At 58.7% G+C, this 20,511-nt stretch carries 17 protein-coding genes; 10 read left to right on the top strand and 7 right to left on the bottom strand.

Translation table 11 applies throughout. From position 1 onward, the window contains the following. Nucleotides 1–90: 90 nt before the first annotated feature. Together HPT27_RS16130 and HPT27_RS16125 are read right to left on the bottom strand one after the other, a co-directional pair. Nucleotides 91–741, bottom strand: a complete 651-nt coding sequence (locus HPT27_RS16130; protein ID WP_172245695.1) for an OmpA family protein — start codon at nt 739–741, stop codon at nt 91–93. 207 nt (nt 742–948) lie between these two features. After that, the gene (locus HPT27_RS16125) at nt 949–3,180 is read right to left on the bottom strand and encodes a S9 family peptidase (RefSeq protein WP_211198076.1); all 2,232 of its coding nucleotides are present in this window, start codon (nt 3,178–3,180) and stop codon (nt 949–951) included. 306 nt (nt 3,181–3,486) lie between these two features. Here HPT27_RS16125 and HPT27_RS16120 point away from each other — a divergent pair, with 306 nt between their 5' ends. After that, the gene (locus HPT27_RS16120) at nt 3,487–4,401 is read left to right on the top strand and encodes a DMT family transporter (RefSeq protein WP_172245691.1); all 915 of its coding nucleotides are present in this window, start codon (nt 3,487–3,489) and stop codon (nt 4,399–4,401) included. 706 nt (nt 4,402–5,107) lie between these two features. On the opposite strand, the gene HPT27_RS16115 is transcribed toward HPT27_RS16120, so the two are convergent. The 3 genes from HPT27_RS16115 to lpdA form a co-directional block, all read right to left on the bottom strand. Beyond that, entirely contained in the window at nt 5,108–5,503 is a 396-nt protein-coding gene (locus tag HPT27_RS16115; protein WP_172245689.1) for a hypothetical protein, read from the bottom strand. A 54-nt stretch (nt 5,504–5,557) separates the two neighbouring features. After that, complete coding sequence (locus HPT27_RS16110) at nt 5,558–6,289, bottom strand: M48 family metallopeptidase (RefSeq protein ID WP_172245687.1); 732 nt, start codon at nt 6,287–6,289, stop codon at nt 5,558–5,560. Nucleotides 6,290–6,738: 449 nt separating this feature from the next. Then, nucleotides 6,739–8,160 carry a dihydrolipoyl dehydrogenase gene (lpdA, locus tag HPT27_RS16105; protein WP_172245685.1) on the bottom strand — a complete coding sequence of 474 codons (1,422 nt, stop codon included), beginning with the start codon at nt 8,158–8,160 and terminating at the stop codon, nt 6,739–6,741. Nucleotides 8,161–8,450: 290 nt separating this feature from the next. On the opposite strand from lpdA, the gene glnD reads away from it, so the two are divergent. From glnD to HPT27_RS16060, 9 genes are all read left to right on the top strand, one after another. Beyond that, the gene (gene glnD / locus HPT27_RS16100; protein ID WP_172245683.1) at nt 8,451–11,213 is read left to right on the top strand and encodes a [protein-PII] uridylyltransferase; all 2,763 of its coding nucleotides are present in this window, start codon (nt 8,451–8,453) and stop codon (nt 11,211–11,213) included. Next, the gene (gene dapD, locus HPT27_RS16095; RefSeq protein ID WP_172245681.1) at nt 11,210–12,031 is read left to right on the top strand and encodes a 2,3,4,5-tetrahydropyridine-2,6-dicarboxylate N-succinyltransferase; all 822 of its coding nucleotides are present in this window, start codon (nt 11,210–11,212) and stop codon (nt 12,029–12,031) included. Before glnD ends, dapD begins: the two co-directional genes overlap by 4 nt. A 286-nt stretch (nt 12,032–12,317) precedes the next feature. Further along, nucleotides 12,318–12,662: an ArsC family reductase gene (locus HPT27_RS16090; RefSeq protein WP_172245679.1), complete on the top strand. Its 345-nt coding sequence runs from the start codon at nt 12,318–12,320 to the stop codon at nt 12,660–12,662. 2 nt (nt 12,663–12,664) lie between these two features. Next, on the top strand, nt 12,665–12,997 hold the full coding sequence (locus HPT27_RS16085; protein WP_172245677.1) for a hypothetical protein: 333 nt from the start codon (nt 12,665–12,667) through the stop codon (nt 12,995–12,997). Beyond that, on the top strand, nt 12,998–14,131 hold the full coding sequence (gene dapE, locus HPT27_RS16080; RefSeq protein ID WP_172245675.1) for a succinyl-diaminopimelate desuccinylase: 1,134 nt from the start codon (nt 12,998–13,000) through the stop codon (nt 14,129–14,131). 229 nt (nt 14,132–14,360) lie between these two features. Further along, on the top strand, nt 14,361–15,065 hold the full coding sequence (locus HPT27_RS16075) for a M15 family metallopeptidase (RefSeq protein WP_172245673.1): 705 nt from the start codon (nt 14,361–14,363) through the stop codon (nt 15,063–15,065). 200 nt (nt 15,066–15,265) lie between these two features. After that, nucleotides 15,266–17,167, top strand: coding sequence for a M14 family metallopeptidase (locus HPT27_RS16070; protein WP_172245671.1), 1,902 nt, complete (start codon nt 15,266–15,268; stop codon nt 17,165–17,167). Between the two features lie 17 nt (nt 17,168–17,184). Beyond that, nucleotides 17,185–17,466 carry a hypothetical protein gene (locus HPT27_RS16065; protein ID WP_172245669.1) on the top strand — a complete coding sequence of 94 codons (282 nt, stop codon included), beginning with the start codon at nt 17,185–17,187 and terminating at the stop codon, nt 17,464–17,466. Nucleotides 17,467–17,643: 177 nt separating this feature from the next. Further along, nucleotides 17,644–18,429, top strand: a complete 786-nt coding sequence (locus HPT27_RS16060) for a PEP-CTERM/exosortase system-associated acyltransferase (RefSeq protein WP_211198075.1) — start codon at nt 17,644–17,646, stop codon at nt 18,427–18,429. A 132-nt stretch (nt 18,430–18,561) separates the two neighbouring features. Here HPT27_RS16060 and HPT27_RS16055 read toward each other — a convergent pair whose 3' ends face one another. Together HPT27_RS16055 and phbB are read right to left on the bottom strand one after the other, a co-directional pair. After that, on the bottom strand, nt 18,562–19,728 hold the full coding sequence (locus HPT27_RS16055) for an OmpA family protein (protein WP_172245667.1): 1,167 nt from the start codon (nt 19,726–19,728) through the stop codon (nt 18,562–18,564). Next, on the bottom strand, nt 19,706–20,452 hold the full coding sequence (gene phbB, locus HPT27_RS16050) for an acetoacetyl-CoA reductase (RefSeq protein WP_172245665.1): 747 nt from the start codon (nt 20,450–20,452) through the stop codon (nt 19,706–19,708). Before phbB ends, HPT27_RS16055 begins: the two co-directional genes overlap by 23 nt. Between the last annotated feature and the right edge of the window lie 59 nt (nt 20,453–20,511).

Here is a 20,511-nt window from a genome sequence, read left to right as displayed (position 1 = left end):
CATTACGTTTCGACCGCTGCAAATTTTCCGGCAAAGAAAAAGGCGGCTCAACGCCGCCTTTTCTCACCGCCCTATCTCACCGCAATGCCATCACTTGCTGATCGGCACCAGATCCAGTTCGACCCGGCGGTTCGCGGTGCGACCGGCTTCGGTCTTGTTGTCGGCAATCGGCATGCTGCTGCCATAACCGCGCGCCGACAGACGCTCGCCGGCAACGCCCTGACCGCGCAGGTAATTGGCGACGCTTTGTGCGCGCTGCTGCGACAGGTTCTGGTTGTAATCGGCTTTGCCGGTGCTGTCGGTGTGACCCGACACCGCCAGCGTGGTGTCCTTGTATTCGGCCAGCACTTTCGCCACCGAACCGAGCACCGGATAAAAATCGTCACGAATCGACGACTCATTGGTCGGGAAGGTGATATTGCCCGGCATCACCAACTTGATTTCATCGCCAATGCGCTGGACGCGCACGCCAGTGCCTTCCAGTTCCTGACGCAGCTTGGCTTCCTGGGTATCCATGTAAACGCCGACGCCGGCACCGGCGACACCGCAAATGGCGGCGTATTTCAGCGCATGCTCGCGATCTTTACGGCTGCCGAGTGCGCCGCAAACGGCAGCGGCAATACCGCCATATTTCACCGCTTTGCTGGCCTGCTGCTCACCGGTATACGGGTTGACGGTGCAACCGTTCAACAGCAGAGTGCCGCAAGCGGCTGCTGTCAGTAGTGTCAGCTTCAGTTTCATCGGAGCATTCCTCATTGGTCATGTGGCTCATTACATCAGTACCGGAAGCGTGCTCAACCCGCACTGCACTCGGCAGCGGCAGGGTTGAGATGGCTTCCGGCCAGATAAACTACGGGGCTGGCCCATTCGCAGCCGGCAGTGTCGGCGAAGCGGAGTGAATTGTAGCTGAATCCATTCACCGCGCGCTCAGCCGGCCCGGCCGCCCGTTCAATTTGCGCCGGCAGTCACAGCCGCCGGCTCGGGCCCGCCCAGCTGGCGCTGGAAGAAGTCGGTGATTTGGCTGAACAGATGCAAGCGCAAATCGCGGCCGGTGATGCCGTGCTTGCTGCCCGGATACAGCATCAATTCAAACGGTTTGTTTTTGCGCTGCAAGGTATTGATGAGCTCGGCCGAGTTCAGGAACAGCACATTGTCATCGGCCATGCCATGGACCAGCAGCAGCTTGCCTTGCAATTTGTCGACATAAGGCATGACCGCACTCTTGGCGTAGCCGTCTTTGTTCTCGGCCGGATTGCCGAGGTAACGCTCGGTGTAGTGCGTGTCATACAGGGTCCAGTCGGTTACCGGTGCCACCGAAACGCCAGCGACAAAATCCTGCGGTGCCTGCATCAGCATCATCAGCGTCATGTAGCCACCATAGCTCCAGCCGAACACACCAATGCGCTTGCCATCAACCTGCGGCAAGCTGCGCAAAAATGCCACACCGGCTTGCTGATCGGCCACTTCAATGGCGCCCAACTGACGATGAATCGGCGCCTCGAAACGGACGCCGCGGCGATTGGTGCCGCGATTGTCCAGCGAGAACACAAAGAAGCCTTTCTGCGCCATCAGCTTGTGCCAGAAGGCATTGCGACTGTCCCAGCTCTTCTGCACCCGGGCACCATGCGGACCGCCATAGACATCGACAATCACCGGATATTTTTTGCCCGGCTCCAGCTTGGCTGGCTGATACAGCCGGTAATACAAATCCTGACCATCGGCCGACTTGATGCTGCCAAACGTTGGCTGGACATCATCGCTCAGGTACGGCGCATACGGATGGCTGCCATTCAAGGTATTGTCGAGCAGAACGGTGGCAAGCGAGCCATCGCGGCGATGCACGCGCACCAGCGGCGGCTGGCTCGGTGACGAGAAATTGTCGAGAAAGAATTCGCCGTCATCCGACACCGTGGTGTTGTGCCAGCCCTCACCCTGGGTCATTTTCTGAATCGGGCCGCCGTCGAGCGATACGCTGTACAGATGCAGTTCCATCGCGGAGTCGGCATAGCCGGTGAACCAGACCCGGTTATTGGCTTCATCGATGGCTTTCAGCTCTTCGATTTGCCACGGCCCTTCGGTCAACGGCTTGACCAGTTTACCGGTGCGATCATACAGATACAGGTGCTTGAAACCGCTGCGCTCCGAGGCCCAGACAAACTGCGACCGGGTTTTCAGGAAACGCAAATCACTGTGCAGATTGACCCAGGTCGGGCTGGTCTCGCTGATCAAAATCTGGCTGCGACCGGTCAGGGTGTCGTGCACGATCAGATCCAGTTTTTTCTGATCGCGGCTTTGCCGCTGAATGGCCAGCTGCCGCGAATCCGGCAACCAATCCACCCGCGCCAGATAGATGTCGTCATCTTTGCCCAGATCAATCCAGTTGATATGGCCATCGAGCAAATCCATGACTCCGAGCTGGACCTTGGCATTGGCTTTGCCGGCACGCGGATAGCGCTGGCTGACGATGGTCAAACCGTCCTTGCCTTGTTCATAGCGCTGCTCGACGCCAATCGCCGACTCGTCAACGCGAGTGAACGCCAGGTATTGATCATTGGGCGACCACCAGTAACCGGTGTCGCGATCCATCTCTTCCTGGGCAACAAATTCGGCCATGCCGAATTTGACCGGACCGCCGCCTTCAACGGTCAATTGCCGTTCGCGTCCGCTTTGCACATCGATGACGAACAAATTCTGCTCGCGCACCAGCGAGACATAACGACCGAGCGAGGAAAACCGGACATCGGTGATATCGCCACCATTGCCGAGCACGCGGGTGCCGTTGCCGGTTGCGGTCGTCGAGCCCTGCCCAACGTTGTACAGATAAAGTTGACCCGCAAGCGGGAACAACAGCGACTGGCCATCCGGCGACCATTGATAACTGACAATGCCCGAACCACTGACCCGTTGCCGCTCGCGCCGTGCCTGTTCTTCCGCCGACAGGTTTTCTTCGCCGCCGGTCAGGGCGCTGGCATCAACCAGCTGGCTGATTTCGCCGCTACCGGTCTGGTACTGCCAGAGATCCTGACGGTCGCCTTCGGTCGCGCGCAAAAACGTGATGCGCTCGCCATCCGGCGAAAACTGCGCGCCTTGCAGCACCGGCCCGGACAACGACGGATCTTGATACAGCCGCTCCAGCGTCAGCTGCTCGGCCGTTACCGTGGTTCCGTACATGCCTGCCATTGCCATCACGCCTGTGCTGAATAGTGAACGTTTTACTAACGAGAGACCTGCAGCCCAACGCAACATCGGTCTTCCTTCTTATCGGGGACGCGGATTCAAGGGCCATATTCTGGCCAGCAGCACCGGCCGATACAACGGCTTTTGTGCGTTCCGGTCATTTGTACACTGTTGGTGCCGGTTGACAGTCTGTTTCGACAATCGCCGGACCCGACCATGGCCGCGCCGCCGGCATTGCCGGATAATGGCGACCGGTCCGCTCCTCGGCGATACCCGATCACCGACGCCACCGCTCAGTCGAGTCCCCGCATGCATACGACGTCCGGCCGCTGGCAGCTTGGTCTGCTGCTGTCTTTTTGTACTGCCCTGCTCTGGGGCGTGCTGCCCCTGGCGCTGAAGAACCTGCTCGGCCAGCTCGATGCGGTCAGCATCACCGCCTTCCGGTTTCTGACCGCCGCCGTGATCATGGCATTGTGGCTGCGCTGGCGCGGTCAGGGCACCAGGCTGGCCGCGCTGCGTGATCGCAAAGTTCAATGGCTATTCGGCATTGCCGTGCTCGGCATCGTCGGCAACTACGTCTGCTATCTGATTTCCGTCGATCACATCAGCCCGGCTGGCGCCCAGACCCTGATCCAGATGGCGCCACTGCTGCTGCTGCTCGGCAGCGTGCTGCTGTTCCATGAACCGTTCGGCAAAGGCCAGTGGCTGGGCTTTGCTGTATTCGTTGCCGGCTTGGTGCTGTTTTTCAACCAACGCATTGCCGCGCTCGCCGACAATCCCGGTTTTGTCATCGGCCTGCTGTGGATGATCGTCGCGTCAATAACCTGGGCCGGTTATGCACTGGCGCAAAAAGCCCTGCTGAAAACCTGGCCATCACCGGTCATCATGTTTCTGATTTACGTTGTTGCCAGCGTCCTCTTGCTGCCATTCAGTCAGGTCAGCGCACTGCCACAGCTCAATGTCCTCGGCTGGGCCTTGCTGCTGTTCGCCTGCGCCAACACGCTGTTGGCGTATGGCGCTTTCGCTGAAGCCCTGGCGCACTGGGAAGCCTCGCGCGTCAGCGCCACGTTGGCGCTAACACCGCTGATTACGATCGCCGCCGGCGCCGTGCTCAATCATATCGTTCCGGGCAGCGTAGTGCTGGAGCCACTCAATATCTGGAGTTATCTCGGCGCGTTAATGGTGGTGGCGGGGTCGATGGCGGCGGCGTTGTTGCGGAAGTAGTGTTTGGTTTCCTTGATGGTTGCGTTTGGCTGGTTCAGTTTGGACAAGTCGCAGTGATTTCTGGTTATTTAAGCTGCGGTTTGAGCGAATGAATTGCCGTACTTGCCTCGATCTTTTGTTCCCTCCTATGCCAGAGGGTGAAGTCAGAAATTCAAGTTCGTCATAGTTGACGAACATGCCGACTGAACGACGCCAACTCTGTTGGCGGCTGGACGGCCGGGAGGGGGTAGTTCCCGCTCCGCAGGTTCCATTCATTCAGCACCGTCGAAGCCGGAAGGTTTGCCGGGTCCCGCCCCGGCGGGCGGGTAACTTTCTTGGCGCAAGAAAGTTACCAAAGAACATTGCCTGTATTCCTCGCCGCGCGAACAACGCGCGGTTCCCTGCGCTACTCCATTCCAGCTGGGGCTTTTGTGACAGTGCATCCCTGCACAGTCACAAAAGGCTTCGGCATCGTGCCTCGCCCCTTCGCTGCGCTACGGACTATTAACCCAGCTTCCACTCCGTTGCTCGGCTCGTCAGACGGCGGGGACGGCAAAGGCACGCTGCGCGCAAGATCAAGGCAAAATTTCGGCGTTAGCTACCATGTGCGCTGGCAGTGATAGCCTGAGGTAGAACGATGCAAAGACAATTACCCAGTCTGGGTAAAGCAACCAAGTCGAACACTTTTACTAATAGAGTGTGTTAATTCGCCGCGAATGCACCATTATTACTTTCGCAACAATCGGCCGACCCCATCGAAACCAAGGACTACAAAAACCAGAGAAATTTGACCAGCAAGAATGATTGGAAACACAAAGGCCCTAGTTGACGCATCTGCAGTAGAATTCAGCAAAGCGCAGACAACCAGTGAAAGAAGTCCAAAAAAAATATTAAATGCATTATTGCGGCCTGAGCGACTCCCAACCTCTCTTAGAGCTAACAGAACCCAAGGTATTACTTCCAACGCGGCAACAATGAAAATATCCTTTCTTTGAGTGTGGATTGCCGGAATGAACATTGCCAATCCATATCCAGCCAACAAAGACAGGAGCACGTTATTTTTACTTATGCGCTTTGGTGCCCCCCCTTTTTCGACTTTCTCACTACTTTGCTCGGACAGCATGTATTCCTCGCCAAATAAAATTACAAACGATCTCGGTCGCTCGAAAACAACCGTTCAAAACCCACACGGCACCGTCAACAACTCCGCCCTCGCCTTCCAGTCCGGCAACACCGACCCCACCAGCGCATGAAACGCCGGACTGTGATCAAAATGCTGCAAATGGCAAAGCTCATGTACGACCACATAATCGATCGCCGGTAACGGTGCCCGCAGCAAGCTGATATTCAGCATGATGCCACCATGGGAAGCACAGCTGCCCCAACGCGAACGCATGGCGCGGAACTTGAGTTCGGGCAGATCTCGATTGAACAGGCGGCGATGCCAGAACACGACCCGTTCCGGCAGTCGGACCTCGGCTTCGCGCAGATAGAATTTCTGCAGCGCCTTGCACACCGACAGTTCATCAAGCTTGTTGGTGGCGAGCCGGATTTCACCGTCGCCGACACTGGCAAACCAGCGCGTAGCGGCCATCAATTTGAGTTTGTATGGTTCGCCGAGAAAGTGATGAACGGCGCCGTCGTGGTATTGCAGCGCCAACGCGCCTTCACCGGCTTCGAGGCTGTCGAGCCGTTCTTGCAGCCAGTCGCGGCGGGAATGCACGAAGGAACGGATGACACCGATTGGCAGCCGGTTCGGCGCGCGGACTTCGAAGCTGCCATCGCGCAGCACATGCAGGGCGACGGTCTTGCGCGATTGGCGCTGCACCGGAATGCGTAGTTCACCGACCTCAAGCTCAACGAGAACTTCTTCGGCGAATAGTGGCTGAGCCGTTTTCAACAATGACACGAGATGGAAAGCTCCGTGGCGTGATTGGGCAGTGTTTTGACCGGAGGAATCACCCTCTCCCCAGCCCTCCCCCGTCGAGGGGGAGGGGGAACAACGTTTTCGACTTCAGATCTGCCGGCAATGTTGTATTCACTCTCGACCAGACAGTGCCGAGAAAAACTGACACAGCAAGCAAAGCCGACGCCGGCAGCCGTTCTGCTTTCTCCCTCTCTCTTAATAGAAGAAGGCCTGGCAAGAAGATGAACCCGCAGCCTTACCAATTGCCGACTACCGCCCTGTTTCCCCTCTCCCTTGACGGGAGAGGGGTTGGGGAGAGGGTGAACCTGCCGTCCGAGCAATTGCCGGCAGCATCCAGTTTTCTCGCCATTCGGGCAAGTCTTTACCGGCCACCCGAAAAGAAAATCCCGGCATTCGCCGGGATTTTCTCACTAACACCGTACCGCCAATACTTATTTGCGCTTCGGCGGCAGATCGGTGCAGGTGCCTTCGTAGACTTCGGCAGCAAACGCGACCGACTCCGACAGCGTCGGGTGGGCGTGAATGGTCAGCGCGATGTCTTCGGCATCGGCGCCCATTTCAATGGCCAGACCGATTTCAGCGATCAGTTCACCGGCGTTGACGCCGACAATGGCGCCGCCGATGACACGGTGCGTGGCCTTATCGAACAACAGCTTGGTGAAACCTTCGCTGCGGGCGACGCCAATGGCGCGACCCGAGGCGGCCCACGGGAACGAACCGACGCCGTAGTCGATGCCTTTGGCTTTCGCTTCTTTCTCGGTCAGGCCGACCCAGCCAATTTCCGGATCGGTGTAGGCGACCGACGGAATGCACATCGGATCGAAGTAGTGTTTCTTGCCGGCGATAACTTCGGCAGCAACGTGCGATTCTTTCGAAGCTTTGTGCGCCAGCATCGGCTGGCCGACGATGTCGCCAATCGCGAGGATGTGCGGCACGTTGGTGCGCATTTGCTTGTCAACCGGAATGAAGCCGCGGTCATCGACCTTGACGCCAGCTTTCTCGGCATCGAGCAGCTTGCCGTTCGGGGCGCGGCCAACCGCCGACAGGATCATGTCGTACTTGACCGGATCTTTCGGGGCGTTCTTGCCTTCGAAGGTCACATAGAGGCCGTCTTTCTTGGCTTCGACTTTGGTGACTTTGGTTTCGAGCAGAATCGCTTCGTATTTCTTCTCGACGTATTTGTGCAACACCTTGACCACATCGGCGTCAGCGGCCGGGATCAGCTGGTCGGCCATTTCAACGACCGAGATCTTGGCGCCGAGTGCGCGGTAGACGGTGGCCATTTCCAGACCGATGATGCCGCCGCCGAGCACCAGCATGTGCTCCGGAATCTTTTTCAGTTCGAGCGCGCCGGTCGAGTCGACAATGCGCTCATCCTGCGGCAGGAACGGCAGCGCAACCGGACGCGAGCCGGCGGCGATGATGCAGTTGTCGAACGACACGGTAGTGACTTTGCCGGCCTTGTCGGTAACCGCCAGCATGTTCGGGCCGGTGAATTTGCCGTAGCCGGTGACGACTTGCACTTTGCGCATTTTCGCCATGCCGGCCAGGCCCTTGGTCAGCGAACCGACCACGCCGTCTTTGTAACCACGGACTTTGTCGAGATCGATTTTCGGCGCACCGAAAGCGATGCCGTGATGGCTGGCAACCGCCGCTTCATCAATGACTTTGGCGCAATGCAGGAGCGCCTTGGAGGGAATGCAACCGACGTTGAGGCAGACGCCGCCGAGCGTGGCTTCGGCTTCCACCAGCACTACGTTCAGACCGAGGTCGGCCGCACGAAAGGCCGCGTTATAGCCGCCGGGGCCAGAGCCCAACACGACTACCTGACCGTGAACATCACCCTTACTCATGACTTGCTCCTGATTGTTGAGCGCCTTTGCGCCCGGCCATTGCCCGGTCCGGGTTGGTTTACCGGCTCCGGGCATGAAGGCCGGTATTGTAGACGTCTGCCGACGTGGCGGCGAGTTGGCACCGCGCCAATTCGCGGTAATAAGCCGCCAATCCGGGGAGGTCGGAGGGGTTGCCCGACAAAAACCGGCCGGCAGATATGACGATCCGCGCAATCCGGCGACCGCTTGCCGCCAAGCGGGTAAACTTCGGGCTCGTCCCTCGCGAAGTCCGCCGTCGAATGAACCATCAGGTGTCCGCTGCCGAAGCCGAAAAAGAGCTGTCCGCCCTGCTCGCCTGTGGCGCCGACCGCGACGCCCTGCGCGACTGGCTGCAAAGCCAGATTGACCGTGATGCGCTGGCCTTTGATGCTGGCGCCCCGGTTGAAACCCTGGTCCGGCGCCGCGCCCAGCGGATGGATTGGTTGCTGCAGCACCTCTGGCAACAGCTCGGTTTGCAGGCGCAAGCCGACATCGCGTTGCTGGCGGTGGGCGGCTACGGCCGTGGCGAGTTGCACCCGCAATCGGACATCGACATTCTGCTGTTGCTCAAAAAAGCACCGGACGCGACCCTCGGCAAACAGCTCGAACAACTGATCACCCTGCTCTGGGACCTGAAACTAACCGTCGGCCACGCCGTCCGCACCATTGATGAATGCGAAACCGCAGCGCGCGACGATCTCACCGTCATGACCAACCTTATGGAAGCGCGGTTGCTGTGCGGCGATCCGGGCCTGAGCGCGCGCCTGCGCGACCACCTGTCGCCGGTGCAGATGTGGCCGCCGGATGCGTTCTTTCGCGGCAAGGTCGACGAGCAAAAAGCCCGTCACCGCAAATTCGAAGGCACCGCCTACAAACTGGAGCCGAATCTGAAATCCAGCCCCGGCGGCCTGCGCGATATCCAGAACATTCAATGGATCGCCAAGCGCCGCTTTGGTGATCAATCGCTGCTGGCGATGACCCGGCGCGGCGTGTTCCTGCCGCAGGAATACCGGGCGCTGACCCGCTGCCAATTGTTCCTGTGGCGGGTCCGTTACGCGCTGCATCTGGTCGCCGGCCGCGCCGAAGACCGCTTGCTGTTTGATTTGCAGAAAGCCGTCGCCGAACGGCTCGGCTTTGTCGACCAACCGGGGCGACTCGCGGTCGAGCAGTTCATGAAGCAGTATTTTCGTGCGGTGCTGACCGTGCGCAACCTGAACGACGTGCTGGTCGAGCTGTTCAGTGAAGTGATGCTCGGCACCCATCAGAAAAGCGAACCGGTTGTCATCGACGCACATTTCCAGCAACGCGACGGCCTGCTCGAACTGCGCGAATTCAATACCTTTGCCAAACATCCGGAATCGCTGCTGTCAGTTTTTGTCGTGCTGGCCGAAACCGAAGGCCTTACCGGCCTGTCGGCCACCACGTTGCGGCTGTTGCGGCACTCGCGGCAACGGGTCGATGCCGCGTATCGCGCCAATCCGCGTTACCAGCAACTGTTCATCCGCATTCTGCGGGCGCGGGCGAATCTGGCCACCGCACTGTTTGCGATGAAGAACACCGGCATTCTCGGCGCCTTTGTCCCGGCCTTTGCCCAGATCACCGGCCAGATGCAGTTCGACCGCTTCCATCACTACACGGTCGACGAACACACGCTGTTTTTGCTGCGCAATCTCGTGCGCCTGTCCGATCCGAACACCGCCGGCCTGTTCCCGCATGCCGAGCGCATCATGCAGCGCTTGGTGCAGCCGGAATTGATTTATCTGGCCGGCCTGTTTCACGACATCGGCAAAGGCCGCGGCGGCGATCACTCGGAACTGGGTGCGGTCGATGCGCTGCAGTTCTGCAAGCAGATTGGCCTCAGTGATGGCGACGTTGAGCTGGTCAGCTGGCTGGTGCAGAGCCATCTGGCGATGTCGCTGGTTGCCCAGCGCAAAGACATTACCGATCCGGAGGTCATTGCCGAATTCGCTGCCAAAGTTGGCACCACCCAGCGACTGGAATTGCTGTACGTGCTGACCATGTGCGATATCCGCGCCACCAACGCGAGTCTTTGGAACGGTTGGAAGGATGCCCTGCTGCGCGATCTGTATCTGGCCACCCGAGAATACCTGCGCCGTGGCAGCGCGCTGCTGCCGGCTGACAGTGCTGCGCTGATCCGCGACGAAGCGCTGCAACGGCTGGCCGCCGACGGCATTGCCAGCGAACCGGTGCATGATCTGTGGCGCCTGCTCGGCGGCGATTATTTCAGCAAGGTCAACGGCGAAACGCTTGCATGGGTCACCACGCAACTGCTGGCGCAACCGGAAGACAGCGATGAACCCTTGGTCATTGCCCGGCAACTGCCCTCCGCTGGCGGCACCGAATTCCTGATCTATGTTCACGATCAGGAGTTTTTGTTTGCCGCCATCACCGCGCTGCTCGCCCAAAAACGGGTCAGCATTCAGGCCGCGACCATTCACACCACGCCGTATGGCATGGGCCTCGATGCCTTTGTTGTGCTCGAAGAAGACGGCCAGCCGGTGCTCGACCTCAAACGACTGCAAAGCATCCAGCGCCATTTGCAACAGCACCTGCGCGATGTCAGCAAGGTGCCGCTGAACCTGCAACAAAGCAGTACAAAAAGGCAGCCGTTTGTACTGGAAACCCGCATCGGTTTCAGCAATGATGCGCGCCGGCAACGGACCGCACTGGAACTGATCACGCTGGACCGGCCCGGCCTGTTGGCCAGAGTTGGCGCCGCGTTCAAATACTGTGATCTGTTGCTGCACAACGCCAAGATCATCACGCTCGGCGAACGGGCCGAAGACGTGTTTTTTATTACCGACCGCGAAGCCCGGCCGCTGTCGCAGGAAAAGCAGCAACAGCTTGAGCACATGCTGCGCTTGCTGCTGGATGCGGCTACGACAGCGACAACGGCAGCAACACCGGGAGCCGCACTGGTGGCACAGTCGCCGCTTTCGCAGGCATCTCATTCTTCATCACCACTTTCTCAATCTACCGATTCTCAACCCACTAAGAAAATGACCGCAACATGAGCTCACTCTCCGCAATGATTGACGCCGCCTGGGAACAGCGCAGCGAATTCTCTCCGCAAAAATCGCCAGCCGAACTGCGCATGGCAGTGCAATCCATCATCAATGATTTGAATGCCGGCAAAGTCCGGGTCGCCGAGAAAATCGACGGCCAGTGGCGGGTCAATGAATGGGTCAAGAAAGCCGTGCTGCTAAGCTTCCGGCTCAACGACAACCGCCCGATGGGCGGCGGCGATCTGCAATTTTTCGACAAAGTGCCGTCAAAATTCGCCGGCCTGTCCGATGCCGAACTGCGCGCCACCGGCGTGCGCGTGGTGCCACCGGCTGTGGCTCGCTATGGCAGCTATATCGCCAAGAATGTCGTATTGATGCCGTCCTATGTGAACATCGGTGCTTATGTCGATGAAGGCACCATGGTCGACACTTGGGCCACCGTTGGCTCCTGCGCCCAGATCGGCAAGAACGTGCACCTGTCCGGCGGCGTCGGCATCGGCGGCGTGCTCGAACCGCTGCAAGCCGCACCAACCATTATCGAAGACGGCTGCTTTATCGGCGCCCGCTCGGAAGTGGTCGAGGGCGTTATCGTCGAAGAAGGCAGCGTGATCTCGATGGGTGTTTACATCGGCCAAAGCACCCGCATTTACGATCGCGAAACCGGCGAGATTCACTACGGCCGTGTCCCAGCTGGCTCTGTGGTCGTCTCCGGCAACCTGCCGAGCAAAGACGGCAAGTACTCGCTGTACGCCGCCGTGATCGTCAAGAAGGTTGATGCCAAGACTCGAGCGAAGGTCGGTATTAATGAGTTGCTACGCGCCGAGTAAAGCACTCTTCATTAAGCCCCTCGCCACTCGCGGGGCGAGGCGGGAATTAACGAAGCAACGCTTCGTTCCGCCTCAGCGCCACGAGCCGGAGAATGGCTGGGGCGCGGAGCGGGGGTTGGGGAAAGGGGGCTAGCCAGTACGACTAGAACCAGAAAATGGATACCGACCTGCGCCGGTATGATAAGAGTTATTCAAACTTGTAGGGTGGCTCAAGCGCAAGCGGAGCCACCATCTTCGAGACAGCGGCGGATCCGCTTCGCTTGATCCGCCCTACGATGGATGCAACATGCTCACGATTTACGGCATCAAAGCCTGCGACACGATGAAGAAGGCCTTTACTTGGCTGGACAAGCACGGCGTCGCCTACGAATTTCACGATTACAAGAAAGCCGAACTTGAACCGGCGACACTGAAGCGCTGGGTCAAGCAGGTCGGTTACGAAGTGCTGCTGAATACCAAAGGCACGACCTGGCGCAAGCTGTCTGATGCCGATCGAGAAAATGTCACCGAGGCCAAGGCCATCAAGCTGATGCTGGCCAATCTGAGCCTGATCAAGCGTCCGGTTATCGAAGGCGATGGCGTTTTGCTGGTCGGCTTTGATGAAGCCAAATACAAAGCGGAACTGAGCTGAACATGACTTCGCTGAGCATGACCACGCTGTGGGCTGCCATTCCGCTGGCGGACTGGGCGAAGGTGCCGTACATCAGTGGCCGCGTCGCCACCGAGCAGGATGTCGCGGAAGGGCGCGCCGTGTTTTATGTCGAAGGCAATGCCACGCCGGTCGACATGGAGCTGCCCTGTCGTGGCGTTCAGCGGGTGGTCGATGGCATTGAGCAATTGGTGGTGGTGATTCAGGCCGAACACACCGATTCCGGTACGCTGTACGGTGTCCGCCCGATCGAAGGCGGTAATGGCATTTGTCTGGCGCACGAAGTGCGTTTGCTTGATAAAGGGTTCGCAAGTTAAATGCATGACAAACCATCAGTTCTCACGCTGACCGAACAACTGATCGCCCGGCCTTCGGTTTCCCCCGAAGACGCCGGCTGCCAGCAATTGCTCGATGAGCGGCTCGCCCAACTCGGCTTTGTCAACGAGTCGATGTTTTTTATCGACACCCACAATCTCTGGTCGGTGCGTGGCAGTGAAGGCCCGCTGTTTGTCTTTGCCGGTCATACCGATGTGGTGCCGCCGGGCCCGGCCGAGAAGTGGACGACGCCACCGTTCGAGCCAAGCTATCGCGACGGTTATCTGTATGGTCGCGGCGCTGCAGACATGAAAGGCTCGCTGGCGGCGATGGTGATTGCGACCGAACAATTTCTGGCCAAGCACCCGAACCCGAAAGGCCGCATAGCGTTTCTCATCACCAGCGATGAAGAAGACAAATTCGTCAACGGCACCATCAAGGTGGTCGAGGCGCTGATGCAACGCGGCGAAAAGCTGGATTGGTGCATTGTCGGCGAGCCGTCGAGCAGTGAAACCCTCGGCGATGTGATCAAGATTGGCCGGCGCGGTTCGATTACCGGCCGCATCAATATCCACGGCAAGCAAGGCCATGTCGCCTACCCGCAGCGTGCTGACAACGCCATTCACAAGGCGCTGCCGGCGCTGAATGAGCTGGCGCAGGTCAAATGGGATCAGGGCAATGCCCATTTCCCGCCAACTTCGCTGCAGATCACCCGGGTGCAGGCCGGTCACGCCAACAACGTCGTGCCCGGCGAATTGTTTGTTGAATTCAATCTGCGCTACAGCACCGAACAGACCGCGGCCGGCATCAAGGAAAAAGTGCAGCATCTTTGCCACCGGCACCGGCTGGTCGATGAGGTGGACTGGATGCTGTCCGGCGAACCGTTCCTGACAGAAGCCGGACCGCTGCTCGACGCCACCCGCGAGGCGATACGCGAACTCTGCGGCATCGAAACCGATGCCTCGACCACCGGCGGCACCTCCGATGGCCGCTTCATCGCCAAGACCGGCGCCCAGGTACTGGAACTCGGCCCTTGCAACCGCACCATTCACCAGGTCAACGAGTGCGTCAGCACCGATGAGTTGGTAAAGTTGGTGGCGTTGTATGAGCGTATTCTTGAAAAGATGCTGCTGTGAACCACGCAAGGCGTTGTTCGCTGCGTAATTTGATTATCGAGCTTCGTCGCATTAACCACCCCTAGCCCCTCCTTGATAAGGAGGGGAATGGATTCGAAGCCTTTCCCGGAACGCGCTGAAGGCCGTTTTTGATCCCCCTCCTTTTCAAGGAGGGGCTGGGGGTGGTTGCGAGAGCGCTAAGCTCGCGCGAATTACGCCATACGCTATCGAAACACGCACCCGAGTCACCATGACCCCCGATCAACTGTTTGGCCTGACCGACACCCATCTCGACAACTGGACCGATACCCGTATCGGCACCGGCAAGTCATGGCGGCTGCACCGCGATGCGATCAGCAGCTGGCAGGCGATGGTCGAAGCTGCGCAGCGTGACGGCGTCTGTTTGCTGCCGGTCAGCACCTTCCGCGACTTCGCCCGCCAGCAATTGATCTGGAACGAGAAATTCAACGGCCTGCGGCCAGTGCACGATGACGAAGGCCGCTCGCTCAAACGCGCCGATTTCAGCGATGCCGATTGGCTGCACAAGGTGCTGCGCTATTCGGCGCTGCCGGGTCTCTCCCGCCATCATTGGGGCAGCGAAATTGACGTGTTCGATGGCGACGCCATCCAGCGCGGCATCCGGCCGCAATTGCTGCCGAGCGAGTTCTGCGCCGGTGGGCCTTGCGGCGATCTGAATGATTGGCTCGGCCAGCATGCCAGCCGATACGGCTTCTTCCGGCCTTACCGGCACGATAATGGCGGCATTGCCCCGGAGCCCTGGCACCTGAGCTATGCCCCGGTCAGCCGGCACCTGCCGGCAGAGTTTCCCCGCCGCGCGCTGCAGCAATTACTGCGGCAAAATGACATTGCCGGGCTGGACCTGGTGCTGGCACAGTTCGATGCGATTTTCGAGCGTTACGCCAATACCCTGTGTCCGGAGTTTGAACCGGGCTGACCATCGCCCAACCGAATTTTATAGGAGCGACCTTGGTCGCGATTGTTTGTAAAGAATCTTCGCGACCAAGGTCGCTCCTACAACAAGAAATGCACTCAGTGTGAGCGGCTTCAGCCGTGATTTTTTAAACTGTCAAAAACATCGCGGCTGAAGCCGCTCCCACTCGGGCAACCAGTGGACCTGTCAGGACCGATAGAACAATGAAACGCACACCGCTGTTTTTTTTGTCGACTACGCTGTCGACCGCCCTGCTCGCCGGCACGATTGGCGGCCAACTGGCACAAGCCGATGAAGCGATGGTTGACGGCGTCACCGAAACTGGCCGCGCCAGCGCGTCAGCTGCTCCGACTCTGCAAGCACCATTGCCGCCCGCACTGCCGTGGTCAGGCGCCAGCGAAGAGCTGCTGAAAAACATTCCGGCGGAGTGGCTGACGCCGATCGAACAGAGCCAGTTTGTCGGCACACCAAATTACGACGACACGCTGACGTTTTTGCGCCGACTCGATCTGCAGAGCGAGCTAATTCAGCTGCAGGAATTCGGCCGCAGCGCCGAAGGCAGACCGCTGGTGCTGGTGATTGCCAGCAAGAATCCGGAGCCACTGCTGAATCGCCGGCTCAAATCCCCGGCGGCGCGGGTCTTGATGCAGGCCGGCATTCACGCCGGTGAGATTGATGGCAAAGATGCCGGCTTGATGCTGCTGCGCGATTTCGCACTCGGCAAGCAACTGCAACTGATCGATAACGCCGATCTGTATTTCGTCCCGGTGTTCAACGTTGATGGTCACGAACGCCGCGGCGGCAGCAGCGACGGCCGACCGAGCAATCAGCGTGTCAACCAGCGCGGCCCCGAGCAGATGGGCTGGCGCACCACCGCGCAGAATCTGAATCTGAATCGCGATTACATGAAGGCCGAGTCGCCGGAAATGCAGGCGATGCTGCGGCTGCTGCAGCGGCTTGATCCCGAGCTGTATCTGGACCTGCATGTCACTGACGGCATCGATTACCAATACGACATCACGTTTGGTTCCAATGATCGCAACGCCTACAGCCCGCGCATTGCTCGCTGGCTGCGCGAGCAATACCGGCCCGGATTGGACAAGGCGCTGAAAAAGCAGGGCCATATTCCGGGGCCATTGATTTTCGCCAATGCCAACAAGGATCTGAGTCAGGGCATCAGCGATTGGCAGGCATCGCCGCGTTTTTCGCAAGGCTACGGTGATCTGCGCCACCTGCCGGCGATGCTGGTGGAGAACCACTCGCTGAAACCGTACAAGCAGCGCGTGCTTGGCACCTATGTGTTGATGGCTGCAACGCTCGAGCTCGCCGGCAAGAATGTCGCCAGTCTGCGTACCGCGATTGCCGCCGATCGTCAGCAGCGCGCGGAAACCTTGGGGTTTGTGCCGACCGCCGATACCGCCAACAGCTACAAAATGAAATTTGCTGGCGTCGCCCACGAAAATTATCAATCGCCGATTTCCGGTGACACGGAAGTGCGTTGGTTGGGTCAGCCACAAGAGTTCGACGTGGACGTGATCCCGTCACAGCCATCCGTGCTGGTGACCCGACCCAAAGCCTATTGGCTTCCGGCCACCGCGAGCAACGCCATTGCCGTGCTGCGTCGCCATGGCATTCAGCTGGAAGAAATCAAACAGCCGACAACCCGGCAACTGGAGTGGTACCGCTTGCCGGATGCCAAGCAACAGCCGAAAGCTTTCGAAGGGCGCGCACTGGTGAGTTCCGGCCAGCCGGTTATCGAGACGCATGAACGGACGTTTCCGGCCGGCTCGGTACGGGTCAGTACCGATCAGCCACTCGGTGAGCTGGTGGTCGCCTTGCTGGAGCCGCAGTCGGAAGATTCGCTGTTCAGCTGGGGCTATTTCCTGGAAATTCTGAGCGCCACCGAATACATCGAGGGCTATGTGGTGGAACCGCTGGCACAGCAAATGTTGCAGCAAAATCCGGCCTTGCAGGAAGCCTTCAACAAGGCGCTGCAGGACGAAAATTTCGCCAAGGATCCGGAAGCCAGGCTGCGCTGGTTTTATCAACGCTCCGGCTATGCCGATCCGGAGTATCTGCTGTATCCGGTGGCAGTCGAACGCTGACGCCGCGAGGAAGGCTTATGTCCGTGGTGCTGGTGTTTGTGCTCATCCTGCTGTTCATCGTCGGCACGTTATTGTTTTTTCGTAATGCTGGCAGCACGCCCGGGCAAAAGCCTGGCCAAGGCAGACGTCCCCGCGCCGACGGCGCGGACGGAGTGGGGACGGCCGCTGGCACTGGCTTTGCCAGCAGCTACGACGGCAGTACGAATTCATCCTGCAGTCAAAACAGCAATCACCTCTGCAGTGACAGCAGTAGCGATGGTGGCTGTGACGGTAGCAGTGATGGCGGTAGCGGCGATTGACCGCTGCCAACGGATGGCTGCTTATACATTGCCGTTGCAAAGAACTGCCGGCTTAAAACGCTGAGTCTTGCCTGCTTGCGGGGACCGCAACGACCGACCAAACTGGATAGAGGCAAACGGCCCTTGCGGCGCGATTTGCCAAGTGGGTTATCGGTTCTGGTACCACGGAGAGGCACCATGTCGTTGATGCAGTCGTTGATACTCGCGCGCGAGTTCTTGCAGCTGAAACAAAACTTCGATCAGTTTTTTGAAATCCTGCCCGCCACCACTGATGAGTTACGCCAGGAAGTCTATCGCGTACGCCATCGTGTTTACTGCGAAGAACTGGGTTGGGAGCCGGTCCGCGATGACGGCATGGAGGCCGACAGCTACGACCCGCAGTCCCTGCACATCCTGCTGCGCAGCCGCAATCTCAATGAATACGTCGGCTGTGTCCGATTAATCCGCTGCCACGAAAACTTCCCCAGCAATCCGCTACCGTTTGAGGAAGCGTGCGCCCACACGCTGGATGAACGGCTGATGGAAAATCTGGGCTTGGCGCGCGACAGCATTGCCGAAGTTTCTCGTCTGGCCGTCGATGGTCGTTTCCGCCGCCGCACCGGTGAGCAGCGCAAACCGGTGGCGATCAGCGATGAAGATTACGGCAATCTGCGCCGTCCCCGCTTCCCGTACATTCCGGTCGGGCTCTATCTCGGCATGCTGGAGGCCGCACAAATCCACGGCATTGATACCCTGTTCATGCTGACCGAGCCGTGGCTGGCCCAGCACTTCCGTCGACTCGGTGTCCGGCTGGAACCGATCGGCGCGCCGATTGAGCACCGTGGCCAACGGGTACCGTCGATGATGAGCGTGTCAGTGACCATACGTTCATTGCACCTGCTGGTGCGGCCGCTGTATCACGGGCTGGCGGCAAAAATCCGCAGCGATTACGACAAGGCCTACTCTTTTCGCCGCGCTGCCTGAGCAGCGCCGGCAAAGCCGAAAATAGTGCCCGCCTTACGGCTCCTTAGGAGCCGTAAAACAAAACGCCGAAGGGCTTCCACTTCGGCGTTTTGTTGTCAACGGATGGCAGCGCAAGCGCTGCCATTGTCTTGATTACTGCTTAACAACCACCGTTTCTTCAATTTCCGCAGTCACGCGGCGATTCTGGCTACGGCCTTCAGCAGTCGCGTTGTCGCCAAGCGGACGCTCTTCACCGTAACCGACCGAACTGACCCGGCTGGCATCAATGCCGTAATCACGAACCAGTGAGTCAGCTACCGCTTTGGCGCGACGCTCGGACAACGATTTGTTGATCTCATTGCTACCTACCGAATCGGTGTGACCTTCGATCACGACCTTGGTGGTCGGATACTCGGCCATGAAATCCGCAACCCGTTTGATTTCTGCAGCTGACACCGCCTTGATATCCGCCTTGTTGACGTCAAACAGCACGTTCATCTTGATGCTGACTTTCTCGCGCAGCACCTTCTCGCAGCCTTTCTCGTCAACCTTGCGACCGGCCGCGGTGTTCGGACACTGATCCGCATTGTCATAAACGCCGTCGCCATCGCTGTCTTTCGGCGCTGCCGGAACGACCGGTGCGGGCGCAGGAGCTGGAGCCGGTGCGGCTTCCATTGCCGGCTCCTCTTCCACTGCAGCTGAGTGATCGTTGCCGCCAAACATATAGCTCAGACCTAGCCACATCTGGCTGTCGTGGTCTTTGCTATCTTCGTAACGGGTATTGTTGAGTTCAAAGCGCAGGCTCAAACGCTCAGTGAAATAGGTCTTCAAGCCAAGGCCAACCATGACACCGGTTTCACTTTCCTTGTCACCACCATCAGGTTTGAAGCTGATTTCATTCAAGCCAAGCGCAATATACGGAATGATGCCGGGGCGGTTCGTTTCAAAGTGATACAGCGCCTTGAAGCCCTGCTGAGAACTATCAACATTGATCCCTGCGGGGTCCGACTTTGCATCGTGATCAGCAGCGTACAGTTCAAGCATCACTTCGTCGGTAACATAGTAACCAACTCCGAGATATTTCATCTCAGAGTCATTTTCCAGGCCACGATCTTCATCTGGCAACTGCCAACCAAAACCGATAGTCGGCTCCCAGCTCCCATCATTGGCGGATGCCGCACCCGCCAATGTCAACATTGCCCCTGCCAACAGTCCAAGTTTGAAGCGCATTTCCCTTCTCCTTTTTGCTTCGTTCTTCTTGCCGCTGATGTCAGCCTGCCATGCGCCAGACTGACGGTTAAAACATGTGCTGACCACCATTGAGCGACAGATTGGCGCCGGTGATAAAGCCTGACTCTTCCGAAATCAGAAAGGCCACGGCGGCAGCCACTTCCTCTGGTGTCCCCAATCGACCGACCGGAATGCCGCGAATGATTTCGTCGCGAATCTCTTGCGCCACCGCCATCACCATTTTGGTAGCAATATAGCCCGGCGATACGGTATTGACCGTGACGCCTTTGCGCGCCACTTCCTGGGCCAGCGCTTTGGTGAAGCCGTGAATGCCGGACTTGGCGGCCGCGTAATTGGTTTGGCCGAGTTGGCCTTTCTGGGCGTTGACAGAAGAAACGTTGACGATACGACCAAAGCCGCGATCCACCATGCCATTGATGACATGGCGGGTCATGTTGAAAACCGAATCCAGATTGGACACCAGCACGGCGTCCCACTGCTCCTTGGTCATCTTGCGCAAGGTGCTGTCACGAGTGATGCCGGCGTTGTTGATCAAGACCTCAATCGGTCCGAGCTGACCTTGCACCTCTTCGACACAGCGACCACAGGAATCGAAATCACGGACATCGCCGAAGGCAATCTGGATATCAAAACCGGCGGCTTTCTGCTCCGCCTGCCAGGCCTTGGCCTTGTCGTGGTCGCCGCCGCTGTTATAGCCGGCCGCCACTTTGTAGCCGGATGCTGCCAGACGCTGGCAAATTGCTGTTCCCAAACCGCCGGTTCCGCCGGTGACCAGTGCTACCCGAGTGCCCATTCCCTTGCTCCATGGCTGGCGCGGTGTCGGCCGCGCATGTGTCTGCTGGTCCGATGATT

The sequence above is a fragment of the Permianibacter fluminis genome (genome assembly GCF_013179735.1).
GTDB lineage: Bacteria > Pseudomonadota > Gammaproteobacteria > Enterobacterales > Permianibacteraceae > Permianibacter > Permianibacter fluminis.
This window is presented reverse-complemented; position numbering and strand designations above follow the sequence as displayed.

What these genes read in the sequence shown, in the direction of transcription:
- HPT27_RS16130 (WP_172245695.1), bottom strand. Translation starts at nt 741, where the DNA reads ATGAAACTGAAGCTGACACTACTGACAGCAGCCGCTTGCGGCACTCTG.
- HPT27_RS16125 (WP_211198076.1), bottom strand. Translation starts at nt 3,180, where the DNA reads ATGGCAGGCATGTACGGAACCACGGTAACGGCCGAGCAGCTGACGCTG.
- HPT27_RS16120 (WP_172245691.1), top strand. Translation starts at nt 3,487, where the DNA reads ATGCATACGACGTCCGGCCGCTGGCAGCTTGGTCTGCTGCTGTCTTTT.
- HPT27_RS16115 (WP_172245689.1), bottom strand. Translation starts at nt 5,503, where the DNA reads ATGCTGTCCGAGCAAAGTAGTGAGAAAGTCGAAAAAGGGGGGGCACCA.
- lpdA (WP_172245685.1), bottom strand. Translation starts at nt 8,160, where the DNA reads ATGAGTAAGGGTGATGTTCACGGTCAGGTAGTCGTGTTGGGCTCTGGC.
- dapD (WP_172245681.1), top strand. Translation starts at nt 11,210, where the DNA reads ATGAGCTCACTCTCCGCAATGATTGACGCCGCCTGGGAACAGCGCAGC.
- HPT27_RS16090 (WP_172245679.1), top strand. Translation starts at nt 12,318, where the DNA reads ATGCTCACGATTTACGGCATCAAAGCCTGCGACACGATGAAGAAGGCC.
- HPT27_RS16085 (WP_172245677.1), top strand. Translation starts at nt 12,665, where the DNA reads ATGACTTCGCTGAGCATGACCACGCTGTGGGCTGCCATTCCGCTGGCG.
- dapE (WP_172245675.1), top strand. Translation starts at nt 12,998, where the DNA reads ATGCATGACAAACCATCAGTTCTCACGCTGACCGAACAACTGATCGCC.
- HPT27_RS16075 (WP_172245673.1), top strand. Translation starts at nt 14,361, where the DNA reads ATGACCCCCGATCAACTGTTTGGCCTGACCGACACCCATCTCGACAAC.
- HPT27_RS16070 (WP_172245671.1), top strand. Translation starts at nt 15,266, where the DNA reads ATGAAACGCACACCGCTGTTTTTTTTGTCGACTACGCTGTCGACCGCC.
- HPT27_RS16065 (WP_172245669.1), top strand. Translation starts at nt 17,185, where the DNA reads ATGTCCGTGGTGCTGGTGTTTGTGCTCATCCTGCTGTTCATCGTCGGC.
- HPT27_RS16060 (WP_211198075.1), top strand. Translation starts at nt 17,644, where the DNA reads ATGTCGTTGATGCAGTCGTTGATACTCGCGCGCGAGTTCTTGCAGCTG.
- HPT27_RS16055 (WP_172245667.1), bottom strand. Translation starts at nt 19,728, where the DNA reads ATGGTGGTCAGCACATGTTTTAACCGTCAGTCTGGCGCATGGCAGGCT.
- phbB (WP_172245665.1), bottom strand. Translation starts at nt 20,452, where the DNA reads ATGGGCACTCGGGTAGCACTGGTCACCGGCGGAACCGGCGGTTTGGGA.